Here is a 21316-nt window from a genome sequence, read left to right on the forward strand (position 1 = left end):
TCTTGATGGAAATCCGGGCTATCGTGCCCGGATTAAGTCTGATGACAAAAGCAAAATCGCCTGATGCGCTACGCTTATCAGGCCTGGGTGATTCCTGCAATTTATTGAATTTGTAGGCTGGATAAGGCGTTTACGCTGCATCCGGCATGAACAAAGCTCACTTTATCTGCAATCTGAATCCGGGCCACCATGCCCAGCTTATTCTTTACTGCCAACCATAACGACGGCTATAGAACCCTTTCACCAACTGCGTTAACGTCATATATCCTGCCAGAATCGCAATCAGCCACGGGAAGTAACTTAACGGTAGCGCCTGCAATTGCAGATAACTGGCCAGCGGCGAAAACGGCAACGCGATCCCGACAATCATCACGATTACGGTCATGATCATTAACGGCCACGATGCACGACTCTGAATAAACGGTACACGACGGGTACGGATCATATGCACAATCAGCGTTTGAGACAGTAATCCCACCACGAACCAGCCCGACTGGAACAGTGTTTGCGTTTCCGGCGTGTTGGCATGGAATACCCACCACATCAGGCAAAACGTCAGAATATCGAAGATCGAACTGATCGGTCCGAAGAAGATCATAAAACGCCCCAGATCCGCCGGATTCCAACGCTGCGGCTTTTGAATTTGCTCGTCATCAACGTTATCAAACGGGATCGCCACCTGTGACACATCGTACAGCAGGTTCTGGATCAGTAAGTGTAACGGCAGCATCGGCAGAAAGGGCAAGAAAGCACTCGCCACCAGCACGCTGAACACATTACCGAAGTTAGAACTCGCCGTCATTTTGATGTATTTCAGCATGTTAGAGAAAGTCCGGCGCCCTTCAATAACCCCCTCTTCCAGCACCATCAGGCTTTTTTCCAGCAGGATGATATCAGCCGCTTCACGGGCAATATCTACCGCGCCGTCCACAGAAATGCCGATATCCGCAGCGCGTAAGGCGGGCGCATCATTAATACCATCGCCCATAAAGCCAACCACATGCCCTTCGCGCTTTAGCAACGTTACGATGCGTTCCTTATGCATCGGCGTCAGGCGAGCAAACAGCGTGGTGCGCTGTGCGAGATTTGCCAGTTCGTCATCAGATAGCGTTTCAATATCACTACCAATGACCACCTCTCCCGCGTCCAGCCCCACTTCATGGCACACTTTCGCCGCCACTAATTCACTGTCACCAGTGAGGATTTTCACGGTAATTCCACTCGCTTTTAATGCCCGCAGCGCCGGAGCGGTTGTCTCTTTTGGCGGATCAAGAAAAGCGATATATCCTTCGAGGATCAGGTCGGATTCATCCGCCCGCTGGTAATCTCCTTCACGCGCGGGCAGATATTTCGTCGCCACCGCAACCACGCGCAGCCCCTGACGATTCAGCGTATCAGTAACCCGCTTAATCTTACGCAGCATGGTGTCATCGAGCGGCACAATCTCGTCATTGTGGCGCACCTGTGAACACACATTAAGGATCTCCTGCAATGCGCCTTTGCACACCAGCTGATGATGTTCGGTATTTTCTGCCACTACCACCGACATCCGGCGACGCTCAAAATCAAACGGAATCTCATCAATTTTCTGCCAACGGCTGGCCAGCGAACGCGCCGACTCTTCATCCGTACCTTCGAGCACCGCTGTATCAAGCAGGTTTTTAAGCCCGGTCTGGTAATGACTGTTCAACCACGCGCTATGCAGCACGCGTTCGCTGGTTTTACCGGAGATATCGGTATGATTCTCCAGCACAATTTTATCCTGCGTCAGGGTGCCGGTTTTATCGGTACACAGAATATCCATAGCGCCAAAGTTCTGAATGGCATCCAGATGTTTGACGATCACCTTCTGTTTCGACAGCTTTACTGCGCCACGCGCCAGCGTTGAGGTGACAATCATCGGCAACATTTCCGGCGTTAAACCCACCGCTACCGAAAGCGCAAACAGCGCCGCTTCCCACCAGTCGCCTTTGGTGTAACCGTTGATCAACAGCACCACCGGTGCCATCACCAGCATAAAGCGAATCAGCAGCATACTGACGCGGCTGATCCCTTGCTGAAAGGCATTCGGCTCGCTTTCCTGCTCACTAACACGCCCCGCCAGTTGACCAAACCAGGTGTTGGCACCTGTGGCAATCACCATTGCTTGTGCCGTGCCGCTCACCACGGTGGTGCCCATAAAACACAGGGTGTCACACTCCAGCGGATTGCTGTGCTCCGGCTGGCGAGTGGTTGCAGCTTTTTCTACGGGCAGAGACTCACCGGTTAACGACGCCTGAGCGACGAACAGATCCCGCGCCTGCAAGATACGCAAATCTGCCGGGATCATATCCCCCGCCGCCAGTTTAATAATATCGCCGGGCACCAGCTGGTCGATCGGGATCTCCAGCCAGCCATTTTCGCCTTTGCTGTTAATAACGCGCAGCACCGTCGCGGTATTGCTGACCATCGCTTTCAGGGCATCTGCCGCTTTGGTGGAACGCGCTTCCTGAATAAAGTTCAGCAGCGTGGAAATAGCCACCATTAACGCGATAACGCCTGCGGCAAATAAATCTTCCGTGGCGTAAGAAATGCCGCCAAGGAGCGTGAGCAAAATATTAAAGGGGTTGCGATAGCAGACCCACAAATGTACCCACCACGGCGATGGTTGTTGCGCAGGTAATTTATTTTCGCCATGTTTTTCACGGGCAACTTCCACTTCCGCCTGATTCAACCCTTCCGGGTGGGTGTCGAACGTGTTCCATAATTCTTCTTCGGGCATCACCGCCATTTTCAGGCAATGCGCGCTTAAGGAAGGCGGGATTGGTGCATTCGCTGTCTGCTGCGCACCCGGTAGCGGATCGCGACGGATCAGACGGGAAGGTAAATGGCGAGTGAGCCGGGTAAAAATTTCTTTAAACATAGGGTGTCCCTCCGCACTGTCTGGAACAGTGCAGAAATATCTTCAGGCGTGGCGAAGCCTTACCTGAAGGTAATAAATATGAGCAGGGACGTTAAAACGTCACGGCCTTACGCATCCGGTAACGCCGTGAAAAGACGGGCTTACCGGAAAAGTTTTAATCTCCGTCGAGGGAGAGGCGTGGGATCAGGTTCCATATAACCTCCGGTAAGTGAATAAATAGCGCCGCGAATACAATAATATTCGTAGCATTTATGCCGATATAATACCTGTCGGCAACTAAACCAACGATAAACCAGACTTTGCCCATTGCTGAATGCGCGGGTAAAGTTAGTCTCTAATAATTAAACAACACGTTACGGGATAACAGGATGCAAAATCGGCTGACCATCAAAGACATCGCGCGCTTGAGCGGCGTGGGAAAATCCACTGTTTCCCGGGTGCTGAATAACGAAAGCGGCGTGAGCCAGCGCACACGTGAACGTGTTGAAGCAGTGATGAATCAGCATGGATTTTCCCCTTCCCGCTCTGCGCGCGCCATGCGTGGGCAAAGCGATAAAGTGGTCGCCATCATCGTGACACGTCTGGATTCGCTGTCAGAAAATCTCGCGGTTCAGACCATGCTGCCGGCGTTCTATGAACAGGGTTACGACCCCATCATGATGGAAAGCCAGTTTTCACCACAATTAGTTGCCGAACATCTGGGCGTTTTGAAACGTCGTAATATCGACGGCGTAGTGCTGTTTGGTTTTACCGGTATAACCGAAGAGATGTTAGCCCACTGGCAGTCATCGCTGGTGCTGCTGGCACGCGACGCAAAGGGCTTTGCTTCAGTCTGTTATGACGACGAAGGGGCGATCAAAATCCTGATGCAACGGCTGTATGACCAGGGGCATCGCAATATCAGTTATCTCGGCGTGCCGCACAGTGACGTGACGACCGGTAAGCGACGTCATGAAGCCTACCTTGCGTTCTGCAAAGCGCATAAACTGCATCCCGTCGCCGCTCTGCCTGGCCTCGCCATGAAGCAAGGTTATGAGAACGTGGCAAAAGTCATTACCCCTGAAACCACCGCGTTGCTGTGCGCAACTGACACGCTGGCACTTGGCGCAAGTAAATACCTGCAAGAGCAACGCATCGATACCTTACAGCTGGCGAGCGTTGGTAATACACCGTTGATGAAGTTCCTCCATCCGGAGATCGTCACCGTTGACCCAGGCTACGCAGAAGCCGGACGCCAGGCGGCCTGCCAGTTAATCAAACAGATAACCGGGCACAGCGAACCGCAACAAATCATCATCCCCGCCACCCTGTCCTGATCGTTTCCTGAACGATAAATTGTGATCTTTGCCGTGTTTCGGGAACGTTCCCGTTTTTAAATTTTTCCGCGCAATATATTCTGCAGCCAACCAAAAATGTCATCTGCCATGGGGCTTTATGATGAGCAAAGTGAACCAAACGGATATCGATCGGTTGATTGAACTGGTCGGTGGGCGCGGCAATATTGCGACGGTGAGCCACTGTATTACTCGCCTGCGCTTTGTCCTCAACCAACCGGCCAATGCCAGACCGAAAGAAATTGAACAACTCCCCATGGTGAAAGGTTGTTTCACCAATGCCGGGCAATTTCAGGTGGTGATTGGCACCAACGTTGGCGATTACTACAAAGCGTTATTAGCAACGACCGGACAGGCGCAGGTCGATAAAGAGCAGGTGAAAAAAGCCGCCAGGCAGAATATGAAATGGCATGAGCAGTTGATCTCCCATTTCGCAGAGATCTTCTTCCCGTTACTGCCCGCGCTGATTAGCGGCGGTTTGATCCTCGGTTTTCGTAATGTGATCGGCGATCTGCCCATGAGCAACGGTCAGACGCTGGCGCAAATGTACCCTTCCCTGCAAACGATCTACGATTTTCTGTGGTTGATCGGTGAGGCGATCTTCTTCTATCTGCCGGTCGGGATTTGCTGGTCGGCGGTGAAAAAGATGGGCGGCACGCCGATCCTCGGTATCGTGCTTGGCGTAACGCTGGTTTCTCCACAACTGATGAACGCCTATCTACTCGGGCAGCAGGTGCCGGAAGTGTGGGACTTTGGCATGTTCAGTATTGCGAAAGTAGGCTATCAGGCGCAGGTGATCCCGGCGCTGTTAGCCGGGCTGGCGCTGGGCTTTATTGAAACTCGCCTTAAGCGCATCGTGCCGGATTATCTCTATCTGGTGGTTGTACCGGTCTGCTCGCTGATCCTCGCGGTGTTCCTCGCCCATGCGCTGATTGGTCCGTTTGGTCGCATGATTGGCGATGGCGTTGCCTTTGCGGTACGTCACCTGATGACTGGCAGCTTTGCCCCTATTGGCGCGGCATTGTTTGGCTTCCTCTATGCGCCGCTGGTCATTACCGGCGTACACCAGACCACGCTTGCCATTGATATGCAGATGATTCAAAGCATGGGCGGTACGCCAGTCTGGCCGCTGATTGCCCTTTCGAATATTGCTCAGGCGTCGGCAGTGGTAGGAATTATTATCGCCAGCCGTAAACAGAACGAGCGGGAAATTTCGGTTCCAGCGGCGATCTCCGCTTATCTTGGGGTTACTGAGCCGGCAATGTACGGCATCAACCTGAAATATCGCTTCCCGATGCTGTGCGCGATGATTGGTTCCGGTCTGGCGGGATTGCTCTGCGGCCTGAACGGCGTTATGGCGAATGGCATCGGCGTCGGTGGTCTGCCTGGTATTCTCTCCATTCAGCCGAGCTACTGGCAGGTATTTGCGCTGGCAATGGCTATCGCCATCATCATCCCGATTGTGCTCACCTCGTTTATCTACCAGCGAAAACACCGCCTGGGCACGCTGAACATTGTTTAATTTTCTTCGGGGCGCACTTGCGCCCCCTCGCATTTGCAGGAATGACGTAATGACTAATCTTCCCCACTGGTGGCAAAACGGCGTTATCTACCAGATTTATCCAAAGAGTTTTCAGGACACCACGGGCAGCGGCACCGGCGATCTGCGAGGAGTCACCCTACGCCTCGACTATCTACAAAAACTGGGCGTTAATGCTATCTGGTTGACACCTTTTTATGTCTCCCCACAGATCGATAACGGATACGACGTAGCGAACTATACGGCGATTGATCCCACCTACGGTACGCTGGACGACTTTGATGAACTGGTGGCGCAGGCGAAATCGCGCGGTATTCGCATTATCCTTGATATGGTGTTTAACCATACTTCTACCCAACACGCCTGGTTTCGCGAGGCGCAGAACAAAGAAAGTCCTTATCGTCAGTTTTATATCTGGCGTGACGGCGAACCAGGAATACCACCAAATAACTGGCGTTCTAAATTCGGTGGCAATGCCTGGCGCTGGCACGCAGAAAGCGAACAGTATTACTTGCATCTGTTTGCACCAGAACAGGCCGATCTCAACTGGGAAAACCCAGCAGTACGCACAGAACTGAAAAAAGTCTGTGAGTTCTGGGCCGATCGCGGGGTAGACGGGCTGCGCCTGGATGTGGTGAATCTGATTTCCAAAGACCAGAACTTCCCCAACGATCTGGATGGCGACGGGCGTCGCTTCTACACCGACGGACCACGAGCACACGAGTTTTTGCACGAAATGAACCGCGATGTCTTTACGCCACGCGGATTAATGACTGTGGGTGAAATGTCCTCCACCAGCCTTGAACATTGTCAGCGATACGCGGCACTGACAGGCAGTGAATTGTCGATGACCTTTAATTTTCATCACCTGAAGGTCGATTATCCCGGCGGTGAAAAATGGACGCTGGCTAAACCTGACTTTGTGGCGTTAAAAACATTGTTCCGCCACTGGCAACAGGGAATGCACAACGTTGCGTGGAATGCTTTGTTCTGGTGTAACCACGATCAGCCGCGCATTGTTTCTCGCTTTGGTGATGAAGGTGAATACCGCGTGCCTGCGGCAAAAATGCTGGCGATGGTGCTGCATGGTATGCAGGGAACGCCGTATATCTACCAGGGCGAAGAGATTGGTATGACCAACCCACATTTCACGCGCATTACTGACTATCGCGACGTGGAGAGCCTCAATATGTTTGCCGAGCTGCGCAACGATGGGCGTGACGCCGAAGAGCTATTGGCAATCCTCGCCAGTAAATCCCGTGACAACAGCCGCACGCCAATGCAATGGAGCAACGGCGATAACGCAGGGTTTACTACCGGCAAGCCGTGGATTGGTCTGTGTGATAACTATCGCGAAATCAACGTAGAATCTGCGCTGGCCGATGAATCTTCGGTGTTTTACACCTACCAGAAGTTAATCACGTTGCGTAAACAAGAACCCATTCTGACATGGGGCAATTACCAGGATCTCCTGCCAAACAGTCCTGTATTGTGGTGCTATCGCCGCGAATGGCTGGGGCAAACTTTATTGGTGATTGCCAACCTTAGCCGTGACGTACAGCCCTGGCAACCAACGCAAATCAGCGGCGACTGGCAACTGTTAATGCATAACTATGAAGAAGCCTCCTCTCAACCGGGAGCCATGACATTGCGGCCATTTGAGGCTGTCTGGTGGTTGCAGAGATAATTCTTCTCCAGGCCCCGGTAAAGCGAGTATTTCCGGGGCCTTATCTGTCAGCGCATTGTTTTTGTTGGTTTTTTGAACAGAAAATTATTAAAAAATTTACACATCGCTGTAGCGCCCGTCATCCGTACACTCTGCTTTTTACTTTGAGCTAAATCAAAAAAACCTTAAACATCCTTAATGCAAAGCACTATATATAGACTTTAAAATGCCTCTCAACCCAATATGTTGTATCCGTCGACTATACTTGCACCAAGACACACGCCAACAAAGCCGACAAAATTGTGGATAAAGCGGATTGGGATTGCAGTAACTCCCCGTAAAAAGAGCTAAATAAAGCGGGGCGCACTTCCCAACTTTCTGTGTATAACCTGTTCTTAAAAATATGGAGCGATCATGACACCGCATGTGATGAAACGAGACGGCTGCAAAGTGCCGTTTAAATCAGAGCGCATCAAAGAAGCCATTCTGCGTGCAGCTAAAGCAGCGGAAGTCGATGATGCAGATTATTGTGCCACTGTTGCCGCTGTCGTCAGCGAGCAAATGCAAGGCCGCAACCAGGTCGATATCAACGAAATCCAGACCGCAGTTGAAAACCAGCTGATGTCAGGCCCGTACAAACAACTGGCTCGTGCTTACATCGAGTACCGTCACGATCGCGACATCGAACGTGAAAAACGCGGTCGCCTGAACCAGGAGATCCGTGGCCTGGTCGAGCAGACCAACTCTTCGTTACTCAATGAAAACGCCAACAAAGACAGCAAGGTAATTCCAACCCAGCGCGACCTGCTGGCCGGTATTGTTGCTAAACACTATGCACGCCAGCACCTGCTGCCGCGTGACGTGGTGCAGGCGCATGAGCGTGGCGATATTCACTACCACGACCTCGATTACTCGCCGTTCTTCCCGATGTTCAACTGCATGTTGATCGACCTGAAAGGTATGCTAACTCAGGGCTTTAAGATGGGGAACGCCGAGATCGAACCACCGAAGTCGATCTCCACTGCCACCGCAGTAACTGCGCAGATTATCGCCCAGGTTGCCAGCCATATTTATGGCGGCACCACCATTAACCGTATCGACGAAGTTCTGGCTCCGTTTGTCACCGCCAGCTACAACAAGCACCGTAAAACGGCGGAGGAGTGGAGCATTCCGGATGCTGAAGGCTACGCCAACTCTCGTACCATCAAAGAGTGCTACGACGCCTTCCAGTCGCTGGAGTACGAAGTAAATACCCTGCACACCGCCAACGGTCAAACACCGTTTGTAACCTTTGGCTTTGGTCTGGGCACCAGCTGGGAGTCGCGCCTGATTCAGGAATCCATCCTGCGTAACCGTATCGCAGGCCTCGGTAAAAACCGTAAAACTGCGGTGTTCCCGAAACTGGTGTTTGCGATTCGCGATGGCCTGAACCATAAAAAAGGCGATCCGAACTACGACATCAAACAGCTGGCGCTGGAGTGCGCAAGCAAGCGCATGTATCCGGATATCCTGAACTACGATCAGGTAGTGAAAGTCACCGGTTCGTTTAAAACCCCGATGGGCTGCCGCAGCTTCCTCGGCGTGTGGGAAAATGAAAACGGCGAGCAGATCCACGATGGTCGTAACAACCTCGGCGTGATCAGCCTGAACCTGCCGCGTATTGCTCTGGAAGCAAAAGGCGATGAAGCCACCTTCTGGAAGCTGCTGGATGAACGTCTGCTGCTGGCACGTAAGGCGCTGATGACCCGTATCGCTCGTCTCGAAGGCGTGAAAGCGCGCGTGGCTCCTATCCTCTATATGGAAGGTGCTTGTGGCGTGCGTCTGAATGCCGACGATGATGTTTCTGAAATCTTCAAAAACGGTCGTGCGTCTATTTCGCTGGGTTACATCGGTATCCACGAAACCATTAACGCGCTGTTCGGCGGCGAGCATGTTTATGACAACGAGCAGCTTCGCGCGAAAGGTATTGCGATTGTTGAACGTCTGCGTCAGGCGGTGGATCAGTGGAAAGAAGAGACTGGCTATGGTTTCAGCCTTTACAGCACGCCAAGTGAAAACCTGTGCGACCGCTTCTGCCGTCTCGATACCGCTGAGTTTGGCGTGGTGCCGGGCGTGACCGATAAAGGTTACTACACCAACAGTTTCCACCTTGATGTGGAGAAAAAGGTGAACCCGTACGACAAGATCGACTTTGAAGCACCTTACCCGCCGCTGGCTAACGGTGGTTTCATTTGCTACGGCGAGTATCCAAACATTCAGCACAACCTGAAGGCGCTGGAAGATGTCTGGGATTACAGCTATCAGCATGTACCGTATTACGGCACCAATACACCGATTGATGAGTGCTACGAGTGTGGCTTTACCGGTGAGTTTGAGTGCACCAGCAAAGGCTTCACCTGCCCGAAATGTGGTAACCATGACACCTCCCGTGTGTCGGTGACTCGCCGCGTGTGCGGATATTTAGGTAGCCCGGATGCGCGTCCGTTTAACGCCGGTAAGCAGGAAGAAGTTAAGCGCCGCGTTAAACATTTGGGTAATGGGCAGATCGGTTGATCTTCACTCTGCGCTACGCAAATGCCGGATGCGGCGTAAACGCCTTATCCGGCCTACATTTGGCAACGGCTGTAGGCCTGATAAGACGCGACAGCGTTGCATCAGGCGTTGATTACCGGATGCAGCCTACACGCGGACTGATAAGCCAGGCGAAATAATGAATTATCATCAGTACTATCCTGTCGACATCGTCAACGGCCCCGGCACTCGTTGCACCCTGTTTGTCTCCGGGTGTGTTCATGAATGCCCCGGTTGCTATAACAAAAGCACCTGGCGGGTAAATTCCGGTCAGCCATTTACCAAAGCAATGGAAGACCAGATCATTAACGATCTGAATGACACTCGCATCAAACGCCAGGGGATTTCCCTCTCCGGCGGCGATCCGCTGCATCCGCAAAACGTGCCGGATATTCTGAAACTGGTACAACGCATCCGCGCCGAGTGTCCGGGTAAAGACATCTGGGTGTGGACAGGCTATAAACTCGACGAACTCAACGCTGCGCAAATGCAGGTTGTTGATTTGATTAACGTGCTGGTCGACGGCAAATTTGTGCAGGATTTAAAAGACCCTTCCTTGATCTGGCGCGGCAGCAGCAATCAGGTGGTGCATCATTTGCGTTAATCACTCATCCAGCCGTTTAGTCGCGTCTTCATAAACGGCTGAGTTCTCTCTCTTACCAATAGCTATCACCAACACGAGCAACTCTTTATCGTTAACCTGATAAACCAGGCGATATCCCTGTGTGTGCAGCTTAATTTTGTAGCAGTCCGGTAAATCCCGCAGTTTAGCCGATGGATTGCGCGGCCTTTTCAGCACATCCTCAAGCTTTTTTTTAAATTGTTCCAGGACTGTCACGCCCAGTTTTTGCCACTCTTTCAGCGCCCGCAGATCAAAAGCCAGCTCATAGTTCATCCAGTCGGACCTTAATGGCCTCTTGTGGGTTGGCCAGTCGTTCCCTGACAGTGCGTAACAAGGCTTCTTCACTATCACTGACAGTGAGCGTTTTTACCGGCATTCGTCCATTTTCCGCAACGTACTGAAACAGCAGCCGCACTGCTTCAGTAGGCGTGATATTTAATTTTTCCAGCACCGCATAAGCCTCATTTTTCAGTTTGTCATCCAGGCGGACGTTAAGTGTGGCCATTATGCCTCCGGTAATTATGAAAAGTGTAATGCATTATAGCATTACATATGCATTACATTCATTTCTGGAAAACGCCTCGCAAAAATGAGGACGACACGCAGGAATATGCCGTGGTGAAGATAGATATTGCGGTGATTTTACGAAGGGAGAAGAAAGCGTTGGGCGGTAACGTTTCACCGCCCAATAAGGAATTAACGATACTTCTGGTGATAGGCGTTGCGGGTCGTTTTCAGTTGCTCTGCGGCGGCCTGTGCTTCTTTGACTTTACCTTCATTAGCCAGCTTCAGCGCGTCGTCAATCTGACCGACCAGAATGTCGAAACCGTGGCGGAAGTCTTTCATCTCCGGGCTGTCCGGTGATTTGCCTTCCAGCTTCGGTGGCGTCGCTTTTTGCGCATCCAGCGCAGCAGCACGCATTTTGGTTAACGCGTCTTTGACTTGCGCCGCGTTATCGGCTTTTTCGACCACTTTTAAATTGTCGTTGAGGGTTTCCATATTGTCTTCCAGCTCAGCGGCAAACGACGCCGAACTGAATACCAACGAGGAGACTGCAAGAATAGCTAACAGGCTTTTACGCATTACTCACTTCCTTTTTTATTTACACTTCATCCTTCACACTACCTCATCGACGGCTACGCTCATTCGCCCGAGTCACGTACTACGAGTACGCTCCCCGGCTCTCATTCACTTTCCGTCTCGATGCAGTGCGAATGATTTTGTGTAATTTTTTAGTTTAAGCGCGGCAGGTCGCGCCAGTTTTTTACTGTCCGGCGATTTTCATCTCCGGTAACAGAACAGAACCACACTGTATATTACTGCGTGTTTCAATATCGTTACCAACAGTGACGATATTGCGCCACATATCTTTCAAATTACCTGCGATGGTGATTTCGCTAACCGGATATTGGATTTCGCCATTCTCTACCCAGAAGCCCGCTGCACCACGGGAATAATCACCGGTAATTGCACTCACGCCCTGGCCCATCAGTTCCGTCACCACCAGGCCGGTGCCCATTTCTTTGAGCATCTGCTCAAAGCTGAGTCCTTGCCCGGCAATACGCCAGTTGTGGATGCCGCCCGCATGACCGGTACTTTTCAGCCCCAGTTTGCGCGCGGAATAGCTGGTCAGCAGCCACTGAGTCAGGATGCCATCTTTAATAATATCGCGACGCTCGGTACGTACCCCTTCGCTGTCGAATGGAGTAGATGCCAGCCCTTTCAGCAGATGCGGATGTTCTTCAATGGTCAGCCAGTCCGGCAGAATTTGTTTACCCAGCGAGTCGAGCAGGAAGGTGGATTTACGGTAGACAGCACCACCGGCAATTGCGCCAACCAAATGACCAAACAATCCGGTTGCGACTTCATTGGCAAAAATCACCGGCGCTTTCATGGTGGAAAGTTTACGCGGCGACAGTCGCGATAAAGTGCGGCGAGCGCAGTCTGCCCCAACCCACTCCGGCGTTTGTAGATCGCTCATCGCACGGCCAATGGTGTAGGCGTAATCACGTTCCATATCGCCATTTTCTTCGGCAATCACACAGCTGGAGAGTGAATGACGCGTTGAGCAGTATCCCTGCAACATGCCGTGGCTGTTGCCAAATACTTTTACGCCGTAGTGGCTGTTAAAGCTGCCGCCTTCGGTATTGGTGATGCGTTTGTCCGCCTGCAATGCCGCCTGTTCAGCACGAGCCGCCAGTTCAATGGCTTCATCCGGGGAAACGTCCGCAGGGTGGAACAAGTCGAGATCCGGCGCGTCAAAGGCCAGCAGCTCTTTATCTGCCACGCCTGCGTAAGGATCTGGCGAGGTATAACGGGCAATATCCAGCGCCGCCTGTACGGTGCGGGCAATAGCCTGCGGGCTTAAATCGGTGGATGATGCGCTACCTTTGCGGTTTTGGTGATAAACGGTGATCCCCAGCGCGCCATCGCTATTGAATTCGACATTCTCCACTTCACCATAGCGCGTGCTTACGCTAATGCCGGTGGTCTTGCTGACGGCAACTTCCGCACCGTCCGATTTGCCTGAGGCCAACTCCAGCGCAGTCGAAACTGCTTCTTCCAGAATCTTGCGCTGCGCTTCAACTTGAGAGATTACTTTCATTGCAAGTGCCATAATGTAGAGAGTTTCTCTGAAGTCTAACAGAGAACCGTTTTTCAGTGCGCATCTTAACTGGTAACATTAGCCTCTTTTTTTAAGGAGCCTGACATGACTAAGCAGCCCGAAGACTGGCTCGACGACGTTCCCGGTGATGATATCGAAGACGAAGACGATGAAATTATCTGGGTCAGTAAAAGTGAAATTAAACGTGATGCCGAGGAGCTAAAACGCCTGGGCGCGGAAATTGTTGATCTGGGGAAAAACGCGCTGGATAAGATCCCGTTAGATGCGGATCTGCGTGCGGCTATCGAGTTAGCCCAGCGTATTAAAATGGAAGGTCGCCGCCGCCAGTTGCAGCTCATCGGTAAAATGCTACGCCAGCGCGATGTAGAGCCTATTCGTCAGGCGCTGGATAAGCTAAAAAACCGCCACAACCAGCAGGTGGTGCTGTTCCATAAACTGGAAAACCTGCGCGACCGTCTGATCGATCACGGTGATGATGCCATCGCTGATGTATTGAATCTGTGGCCCGATGCCGATCGCCAGCAACTGCGTACTCTGATCCGCAACGCGAAGAAAGAGAAAGAAGGGAATAAGCCGCCGAAATCCGCGCGACAGATTTTCCAGTATCTGCGCGAGCTGGCAGAGAACGAAGGGTAAGTTTTGTTGTTGATATGAGTATGGTTTGCCGGATGCGGCGTAAACGCCTTATCCGGCAATGCTACCCCAGGCTGAAGCTTCAGAATTACTGCGCAGCTTCCGCCTTCTTCGCCAGACCATCCAGCAGTTTCTGATGAATCCCACCAAAACCGCCGTTGCTCATCACCAGAATATGGTCGCCTGGCTGGGCGGTTTTCACCACCATATCTGCCAACGCATCGACATCACCACTCCAGTGCGCAGGCTGAATACAGGCTTCTGCCACTTCAGCTACCTGCCACGGAATATGCGCCGGTTGCAGCAGGAAGACTTCATCGGCACGACCTAATGACGGTGCCAAATCGTCTTTGCAGACGCCCATCTTCATGGTGTTTGAGCGCGGTTCCAGCACGGCAATAATACGCGCCGTACCACCGACTTTACCGCGCAGCGCCGCCAGCGTTGCCAGAATCGCCGTCGGATGATGGGCAAAATCGTCATACACCGTCACGCCATTCGCTTCACCGCGTAACTCCAGACGACGACGAGCGTTGATAAACGACCCCAGCGCATTAGCAGCATCTGCCGGCGCAACACCAACATGGCGAGCCGCAGCAATCGCCATCAGGCCGTTGTGCATGTTATGTTCGCCAACCAGTGACCATTTCACCTCACCCACTTTTTCGCCGTCCAGCAATACTTCCCATTCGGAAGCATCGGTGGTCAGCTTTTTCGCCTGCCAGCGCCCCTGCTCGCCCACCTGTTCCTGATCGCTCCAGCAGCCCATCGCCATGGTCTGTTTCAGGTTGATGTCGTTTTCCGGCCAGATAATACGCCCCTGCCCAGGAACAATACGCACCAGATGATGGAATTGTTTCTGGATCGCTTTCAGGTCGTCAAAGATATCGGCATGATCGAACTCAAGGTTGTTGAGGATCAGCGTGCGCGGGCAGTAATGGACAAATTTGGAGCGTTTGTCGAAGAAGGCGCAGTCATACTCGTCCGCTTCGATAACAAAGAAGTCGCTTTCGCCCAGACGCGCCGAAACCTCAAAGTTTCCAGGCACACCGCCAATAACAAAACCCGGTTTATAGCCGCACTGTTCCAGAATCCAGGTCGCCATTCCCGCCGTGGTGGTTTTGCCGTGTGTACCGGCAACGGCCAGCACCCAGCGGTCGCGCAGCACGAAATCGTGCAACCACTGCGGCCCCGACATATACGGAATGTTTTTTTCCAGTACCGCTTCCACACACGGATTTCCACGGGTCATGGCATTACCAATAATCACCAGATCCGGCTGCGGATCGAGTTGGCTGGCATCGTAACCCTGAATCAGCTCAATGCCTTGCTTCTCAAGTAAGGTGCTCATCGGCGGATACACATTGGCGTCCGAACCCGTTACTTCATGGCCTAACTGGCGTGCCAGAATCGCCAGACCACCCATAAACGTGCCACAAATTCCTAAAATATGAATGCGCATACGTCATTATCCTTTTTTAATCTACCGCTCATTTTACGCATATGTCGGGCAAGTGAGAAACGCATTTCAGGATAATCCGTAATTTGCTGGCGCGATTCACCTGAGCGCAACATTCAGATTATTTGTTAAGATTGTTGCGGTCGCTTTACTCCATAAACATTGCAGGGAAAGTTTTATGAAAACGTTAGGTGAATTTATTGTCGAAAAGCAGCACGAGTTTTCTCATGCTACCGGTGAACTCACTGCTTTGCTGTCGGCAATAAAACTGGGCGCCAAGATTATCCATCGCGATATCAACAAAGCAGGACTGGTTGATATCCTGGGTGCCAGCGGTGCTGAGAACGTGCAGGGCGAGGTTCAGCAGAAACTCGATCTGTTCGCTAATGAAAAACTGAAAGCCGCATTGAAAGCGCGCGATATCGTTGCGGGCATTGCATCTGAAGAAGAAGATGAGATTGTCGTCTTTGAAGGCTGTGAACACGCAAAATACGTTGTGCTGATGGATCCACTGGATGGCTCGTCCAACATCGATGTTAACGTCTCTGTCGGTACGATTTTCTCCATCTACCGCCGCGTTACACCTGTCGGTACGCCGGTAACGGAAGAAGATTTCCTCCAGCCTGGTAACAAACAGGTTGCCGCAGGTTACGTGGTATACGGCTCCTCTACCATGCTGGTTTACACCACCGGATGCGGTGTTCACGCCTTTACTTACGATCCTTCGCTCGGCGTTTTCTGTCTGTGCCAGGAACGGATGCGCTTCCCGGAGAAAGGCAAAACCTACTCCATCAACGAAGGAAACTACATTAAGTTTCCGAACGGGGTGAAGAAGTACATTAAATTCTGCCAGGAAGAAGATAAATCCACCAACCGCCCGTATACCTCACGTTATATCGGCTCACTGGTTGCGGATTTCCACCGTAACCTGCTGAAAGGTGGAATTTATCTCTACCCAAGCACCGCCAGCCACCCGGACGGCAAACTGCGTTTGCTGTATGAGTGCAACCCGATGGCATTCCTGGCGGAACAAGCGGGCGGTAAAGCGAGCGATGGCAAAGAGCGTATTCTGGATATCATCCCGGAAACCCTGCACCAGCGCCGTTCGTTCTTCGTCGGCAATGACCATATGGTTGAAGATGTCGAACGCTTTATCCGTGAGTTCCCGGACGCGTAATCTCCTGCGCCTCTCCACACGGAGAGGCGTTTTTATCGCTGCGCAATGTTGACTCTTGTCACTGGTGAACTCTGACGATTCTCCCACAGCACCGTTAGCCCACGCTGTAAGGCAATAAAAATAAACAACAAAATGCCGATGGCGATTTTCGTCCACCATGAACTCAGCGTACCGTCAAAGTTTATGTAAGTCTGAATGAGTCCCTGAATCGCCACGCCAAAAAGCGTCCCCAATACCGTCCCTACCCCACCACTTAACAACGTGCCGCCAATCACCACCGACGCGATAGCGTCCAGTTCCACACCTACGCCTGCCAGCGCGTATCCGGCCTGGGTGTAAATCGAGAAGACAATCCCCGCCAGCGTTGCCAGTCCGGTGGAAAGCATATAAATGCGAATCGTGGTGCTGCGGGTAGAAATCCCCATCAGGTTTGCCGACGTCGCGTTGCCGCCAATGGCATACACCTGATTACCAAAGCGGGTGCGATGCGCGAGGAAAATACCGATAACCACGACCGCCAGCATCAGTAATCCCATCGCGCTTAAACGCCCACCGCCGGGAATTTTCCACGCAAGGCTTGAGAGTGTGTCGTAAATCGGATGGTTAATCGGGATCGACTCTTCCGAAACGAGATAGCTGACGCCACGCAAAAAGAACATTCCCGCAAGGGTAATAATGAATGCCGGGATCTTCAGCGCGTCGATCAGAAGCCCCATAAATGCGCCGAATGCACACCCCATCAGCAGCACCAGCGGGAAGGCCAATAGTGGTGAAATCCCAAAGTCGCCAATCACTTTTGCCAGAAACACGCCGGTAAAAGCGATCACCGAACCGACGGAAAGATCGATCCCGCCGGAGAGGATCACAAAGGTCATACCGACAGCAATAATCCCCAAAAAGGCGTTATCGGTCAGGATATTGCATATCACTCGCGTGGAAGCAAAACCGGGAAACTGCGTCAAGCAGTAGAGATAGCCCAGCACAAAAACGCCGATGGTGATCATCAGTGGCAAGTTACGTTTTATCACGGCTACGCACTCCTTTAATCAGACTGATAAAGCGTTGCGACTGGACAATCAGCACGCAAAGCACCACCACCGCTTTCACCACCTGGTTCATCTCTGGCGGAAAGCCCGAAAGTAAAATCCCGGTGTTCATTCCCTGAATGATCAGCGCCCCCACTACCGAAAGCAGCAGGTTAAAACGCCCGCCCATCAGCGATCCACCGCCGATCACCACCGCGAGTATAGCGTCCAGTTCCAGCCATAATCCGGCGTTGTTGGCATCGGCACCGCGAATATCCGCCGCCACGATAATGCCCGCGATTGCCGCACACAGCCCGCTCAACACGTAGGTAAGCATGACGATGATCCGCGTGTTTACTCCGGCATTTTTTGCCGCCCGAATGTTGATACCAACGGCTTCGATAAACATCCCCAGCGCCGTTTTGCGGGCCAACAGCCAGAACAGGAGAAGCGTCAGCACGGCGATAATGACTGGCGTTGGCAGGAACAGCAGCGATCCACTGCCGAACCACGAGAGATCCGGCGAGTTAAACGTGACGATCTGCCCGGAGGTGATCAGTTGCGCCACGCCGCGCCCGGCGACCATCAGGATCAGAGTGGCGACAAACGGCTGAATTTTGAGGATCGCCACCAGAATGCCGTTCCACAATCCCGCCAGGATGCCGGTGCCAAGGGCGCTTAGCAAAACAATCGGCAGGCTGAATCCCGCCACCGTCATCGCGGCAGTTGTGGCTCCTGCGATAGCCATCACCGCGCCTACTGAAAGATCGATACCGCCAGTGGCGATCACCAGCGTCATGCCAATCGCCAACAGCGCAACGGGTGCTGCACGGTTAAGAATGTCGATGGGGCTACCGAACAAACGCCCATCCTGAAGTACCACCTGCCAGAAATGTGGGGCGACCAGACTATCGACCAGCAACACCAGCAACAGCGCCGCCAGTTGCGGCATTCCCGTCGGCCAGCGAAAACGCCTTTTCGACGACGCGGTGTCAGGGAGAGATTGAGGCATCACACTGTTCTCCTTACGCCGCAATGGCATTCATGATCGCCGGAACGGAAAGCTCTGCCAGCGGGATCTCCGCCACCTGTTTGCGATCGCGCATGATGATCACCCGATCGGCATAGCCCACCAGCTCTTCCAGTTCTGAGGAGATCACCAGCAGCGCCAGGCCATCGGCACACAGCGTTTCAATCAGGCGGATGATCTCAGCATGGGCGCCAACGTCAATGCCGCGCGTTGGCTCGTCGAGGATCAGAAATTGCGGACGAGTCAGCAGCCAGCGTGAGAGCAACACTTTTTGCTGATTGCCACCAGAGAGAAACTCTATCGGTTGTTCAGTTGAAGGTGTGCGAATGCCAAGCTGGCGGATAAAACGTTCGGCAATCTCTTGCTGTTCTTTGCGAGAGATCGGCCGTAGCCAGCCGCGCTGGGCTTGTAAGGCAAGGATGATATTTTCCCGCACCGAGGCGGCGGCAATGATGCCATCGGTTTTTCTGTCTTCCGGACAAAAACCAATGCCCAGTACCGAAGCCTGATGTGGCGATCGCAGGGTTTGTGGTTGGCCTTTGATCAGCGCAGTACCGCTGTCAGCGGGTTTGATACCGAAGATAACTTCAGCGGTTTCGGTACGCCCTGATCCCAGCAATCCTGCCAGACCGACGATCTCGCCGGGGCGTACTTCGAGATCAAACGGTGCGATCGTGCCTTTTTTACCGTAATTTTTGAACGCGGCAACGGGTTTGTCGCTAAGTAATGTCCGCCCAGCACGTTGTAGCGCGTGGGTGTCGAGTTCGCGCCCAAGCATCATTTTGACCAGTTCGATCTGCGGTAGCTCGCGGGTTTCCCGACAGCCAACGAAGTTGCCGTTGCGTAAGACGGTGATCCGATCGCTGACTTGATAAACCTGATCGAGAAAGTGCGTAACAAAGATCAGGCTGACGCCGCGATCGCGCAACTGGCGCATCAGGCCAAACAGCAACTCTACTTCCTGAGTGTCGAGGCTGGCGGTAGGTTCATCAAGGATCAGCACTTTGGCGGAGAGATCGATAGCCCGACAAATGGCGACGATTTGCTGCATCGCCACCGAAAAACGGTTGAGCGGTTCACGCACGTCGAGGGAGAAGCCATACGATGCCATCAGTTCTGTAGCGCGCTTTTCCATCTCTTTACGGCGTAGCAGGCCAAAACGCCTGGGTTCGCGGCCTATGAATAGATTGTCGGCTACCGACATGTTGGGTAACAGGTTGACTTCCTGATAGACGGTGCCGATGCCAAGTTGTTGTGCGTGGGCGGTGTTTTTTGGTGAAATAGTCTGACCATCCAACCAGATAGTACCGCGATCGGCGTGGTAGACACCGGTAAGTGCTTTGATCAGCGTCGATTTACCGGCTCCGTTTTCACCGAGCAGCGCCATAATTTCACCGCGCCGTAGGCTGAAGTCGACGCTGTCTAACGCTTTGACGCCGGGGAAAAATTTACTTAATCCTTCGGTACGGAGGATTTCCTGGTGTTGGTCGGTCGTCATGGTTTCCCCCTTAGCCACGCTCTAAAAGTCTGGGAATAGATCGTGCCTGATGTTAAGAGCTGCGCCGTTTGTCCCCCTCACCCTAACCCTCTCCCCGAAGGGGCGAGGGGACAGATTGTGCATGGTGTTAAGTCCGGTACTGCACAACTGCCGGATGCGGCCTAAACGCCTTATCCGGCGGCGTACAAGTTGGCATCAGGTATTGATGTCCCTCAATACCCCATATTTTTCTTCTTCTCTAACTCTTCTTTTGCAGTATCAGGCAGGTAAAGGGTGGATTTGGTCAGGGTCAACTTTTCAGGCATAGTGCCGTCTTTTTTGTATTTCTCCAGCGCATCAAAAGCGGGGCCTGCCATATTCGGCGTCAGTTCAACGCTGGCGTTCGCTTCGCCATCAATCATCGCTTTGTAGATATCCGGTACGCCGTCAATGGAACCCGTGAGGATATCTTTACCCGGTTTCAGGCCCGCTTCTTTAATTGCCTGAATTGCACCAATCACCATGTCGTCGTTATGGGCGTAAACCATGCAGATATTTTTGCCGTTGTTTTCCGCTTTGATAAAGCTCTCCATAACTTCTTTGCCTTTACTGCGGGTGAAGTCACCGGACTGTGAGCGGATGATTTTGATGTTTGGCGCATTCTTAATAGCTTCGGCAAAGCCTTTTTTACGGTCGATGGCAACACTTGCCCCAACAGTACCCTGCAACTCAACCACGTTACATGGTTTACCGTTGACCTCTTTCACCAGCCAGTCACCAATCAACTTGCCTTCCAGAATGTTGTCGGCAGTAACGGTGGTCATATAGAGAGATTTGTCTTTCACGTCGATGGAACGGTCGAGCAAAAAGACCGGAATTTCGGCATCTTTCGCCTCTTTTAATACCGGTTCCCAACCCGTCGCCACCACTGGAGCAATAAAGATTGCATCTACCCCTTGTGCAACAAAGGAACGTACCGCTTTAATCTGGTTTTCCTGCTTTTGCTGACCATCGGCAATTTTCAGCGTGATACCGCGTTTTTCGGCCTCACTTTTCGCCACGTTGGTTTCTGCGGCGCGCCAGCCGGATTCTGATCCGACCTGCGAAAATCCTACGGTTAATGGAGCGGCCAACACCATAGACGACATGGCTGCCGAGACTGCAGAGACTACAAGTAAGCGTTTCCACATAGGGTTGTCCTCGTCGGGATAGTTATTATTGGTGAAAAGATGTTCGCGAAAAAACTATAGACAA

Annotated in this window: 17 protein-coding genes and 1 pseudogene; 7 read left to right on the plus strand and 11 right to left on the minus strand. The window is 52.4% G+C overall.

Annotated elements, in window-relative coordinates:
- Positions 1-205: 205 nt before the first annotated feature.
- Positions 206-2902, minus strand: coding sequence for a magnesium-translocating P-type ATPase (gene mgtA, locus RGV86_RS10240; protein WP_085461233.1), 2697 nt, complete (start codon positions 2900-2902; stop codon positions 206-208).
- Positions 2903-3042: 140 nt separating this feature from the next.
- The gene (gene mgtL, locus RGV86_RS10245; protein ID WP_001387276.1) at positions 3043-3096 is read right to left on the minus strand and encodes a mgtA regulatory leader peptide MgtL; all 54 of its coding nucleotides are present in this window, start codon (positions 3094-3096) and stop codon (positions 3043-3045) included.
- Between the two features lie 171 nt (positions 3097-3267).
- On the opposite strand from mgtL, the pseudogene treR reads away from it, so the two are divergent.
- From treR to nrdG, 5 genes and pseudogenes are all read left to right on the plus strand, one after another.
- Positions 3268-4218, plus strand: a pseudogene (gene treR, locus RGV86_RS10250) (trehalose operon repressor TreR); the annotation flags it as partial.
- 118 nt (positions 4219-4336) lie between these two features.
- Positions 4337-5758 (plus strand): PTS trehalose transporter subunit IIBC, encoded by a 1422-nt coding sequence (gene treB, locus RGV86_RS10255; RefSeq protein ID WP_021551481.1) that lies wholly within the window; start codon positions 4337-4339, stop codon positions 5756-5758.
- Between the two features lie 49 nt (positions 5759-5807).
- Positions 5808-7463 (plus strand): alpha,alpha-phosphotrehalase, encoded by a 1656-nt coding sequence (gene treC / locus RGV86_RS10260; RefSeq protein WP_000183360.1) that lies wholly within the window; start codon positions 5808-5810, stop codon positions 7461-7463.
- A 393-nt stretch (positions 7464-7856) separates the two neighbouring features.
- Positions 7857-9995, plus strand: a complete 2139-nt coding sequence (gene nrdD / locus RGV86_RS10265) for an anaerobic ribonucleoside-triphosphate reductase (protein ID WP_000187801.1) — start codon at positions 7857-7859, stop codon at positions 9993-9995.
- 157 nt (positions 9996-10152) lie between these two features.
- Positions 10153-10617 (plus strand): anaerobic ribonucleoside-triphosphate reductase-activating protein, encoded by a 465-nt coding sequence (nrdG, locus tag RGV86_RS10270; RefSeq protein WP_001106233.1) that lies wholly within the window; start codon positions 10153-10155, stop codon positions 10615-10617.
- On the opposite strand, the gene RGV86_RS10275 is transcribed toward nrdG, so the two are convergent.
- From RGV86_RS10275 to pmbA, 4 genes are all read right to left on the minus strand, one after another.
- Complete coding sequence (locus RGV86_RS10275; protein WP_001105429.1) at positions 10618-10908, minus strand: type II toxin-antitoxin system RelE family toxin; 291 nt, start codon at positions 10906-10908, stop codon at positions 10618-10620.
- Entirely contained in the window at positions 10898-11140 is a 243-nt protein-coding gene (locus RGV86_RS10280) for a type II toxin-antitoxin system RelB/DinJ family antitoxin (protein WP_000212715.1), read from the minus strand. Before RGV86_RS10280 ends, RGV86_RS10275 begins: the two co-directional genes overlap by 11 nt.
- A 191-nt stretch (positions 11141-11331) precedes the next feature.
- Positions 11332-11718, minus strand: coding sequence for a cytochrome b562 (cybC, locus tag RGV86_RS10285; protein WP_001232258.1), 387 nt, complete (start codon positions 11716-11718; stop codon positions 11332-11334).
- Positions 11719-11899: 181 nt separating this feature from the next.
- Positions 11900-13252 (minus strand): metalloprotease PmbA, encoded by a 1353-nt coding sequence (pmbA, locus tag RGV86_RS10290; RefSeq protein WP_001162186.1) that lies wholly within the window; start codon positions 13250-13252, stop codon positions 11900-11902.
- A gap of 93 nt (positions 13253-13345) precedes the next feature.
- Here pmbA and yjgA point away from each other — a divergent pair, with 93 nt between their 5' ends.
- Entirely contained in the window at positions 13346-13897 is a 552-nt protein-coding gene (gene yjgA, locus RGV86_RS10295; RefSeq protein WP_000166265.1) for a ribosome biogenesis factor YjgA, read from the plus strand.
- Positions 13898-13982: 85 nt separating this feature from the next.
- Here the strand turns inward: yjgA and mpl are convergent, their stop codons facing one another.
- A complete protein-coding gene (mpl, locus tag RGV86_RS10300; protein WP_001219777.1) occupies positions 13983-15356 on the minus strand; it encodes a UDP-N-acetylmuramate:L-alanyl-gamma-D-glutamyl-meso-diaminopimelate ligase in 1374 nt (457 codons plus the stop codon).
- 175 nt (positions 15357-15531) lie between these two features.
- Between mpl and fbp the strand changes: the two genes are divergently transcribed.
- Positions 15532-16530, plus strand: a complete 999-nt coding sequence (gene fbp, locus RGV86_RS10305) for a class 1 fructose-bisphosphatase (protein ID WP_000853753.1) — start codon at positions 15532-15534, stop codon at positions 16528-16530.
- 32 nt (positions 16531-16562) lie between these two features.
- Here the strand turns inward: fbp and yjfF are convergent, their stop codons facing one another.
- The 4 genes from yjfF to ytfQ all read right to left on the minus strand — a co-directional run bounded on the left by yjfF (position 16563) and on the right by ytfQ (position 21252).
- The gene (gene yjfF, locus RGV86_RS10310) at positions 16563-17558 is read right to left on the minus strand and encodes a galactofuranose ABC transporter, permease protein YjfF (RefSeq protein WP_000596004.1); all 996 of its coding nucleotides are present in this window, start codon (positions 17556-17558) and stop codon (positions 16563-16565) included.
- Positions 17545-18567, minus strand: a complete 1023-nt coding sequence (gene ytfT / locus RGV86_RS10315) for a galactofuranose ABC transporter, ATP-binding protein YtfT (RefSeq protein WP_032226398.1) — start codon at positions 18565-18567, stop codon at positions 17545-17547. The genes yjfF and ytfT overlap by 14 nt, the downstream gene beginning before the upstream one ends.
- Before the next feature lie 13 nt (positions 18568-18580).
- Entirely contained in the window at positions 18581-20083 is a 1503-nt protein-coding gene (gene ytfR / locus RGV86_RS10320) for a galactofuranose ABC transporter, ATP-binding protein YtfR (protein WP_000205844.1), read from the minus strand.
- Between the two features lie 212 nt (positions 20084-20295).
- Positions 20296-21252, minus strand: coding sequence for a galactofuranose ABC transporter substrate-binding protein YtfQ (gene ytfQ, locus RGV86_RS10325; protein WP_000265953.1), 957 nt, complete (start codon positions 21250-21252; stop codon positions 20296-20298).
- Between the last annotated feature and the right edge of the window lie 64 nt (positions 21253-21316).

The sequence above is a fragment of the Escherichia ruysiae genome (genome assembly GCF_031323975.1).
GTDB lineage: Bacteria > Pseudomonadota > Gammaproteobacteria > Enterobacterales > Enterobacteriaceae > Escherichia > Escherichia ruysiae.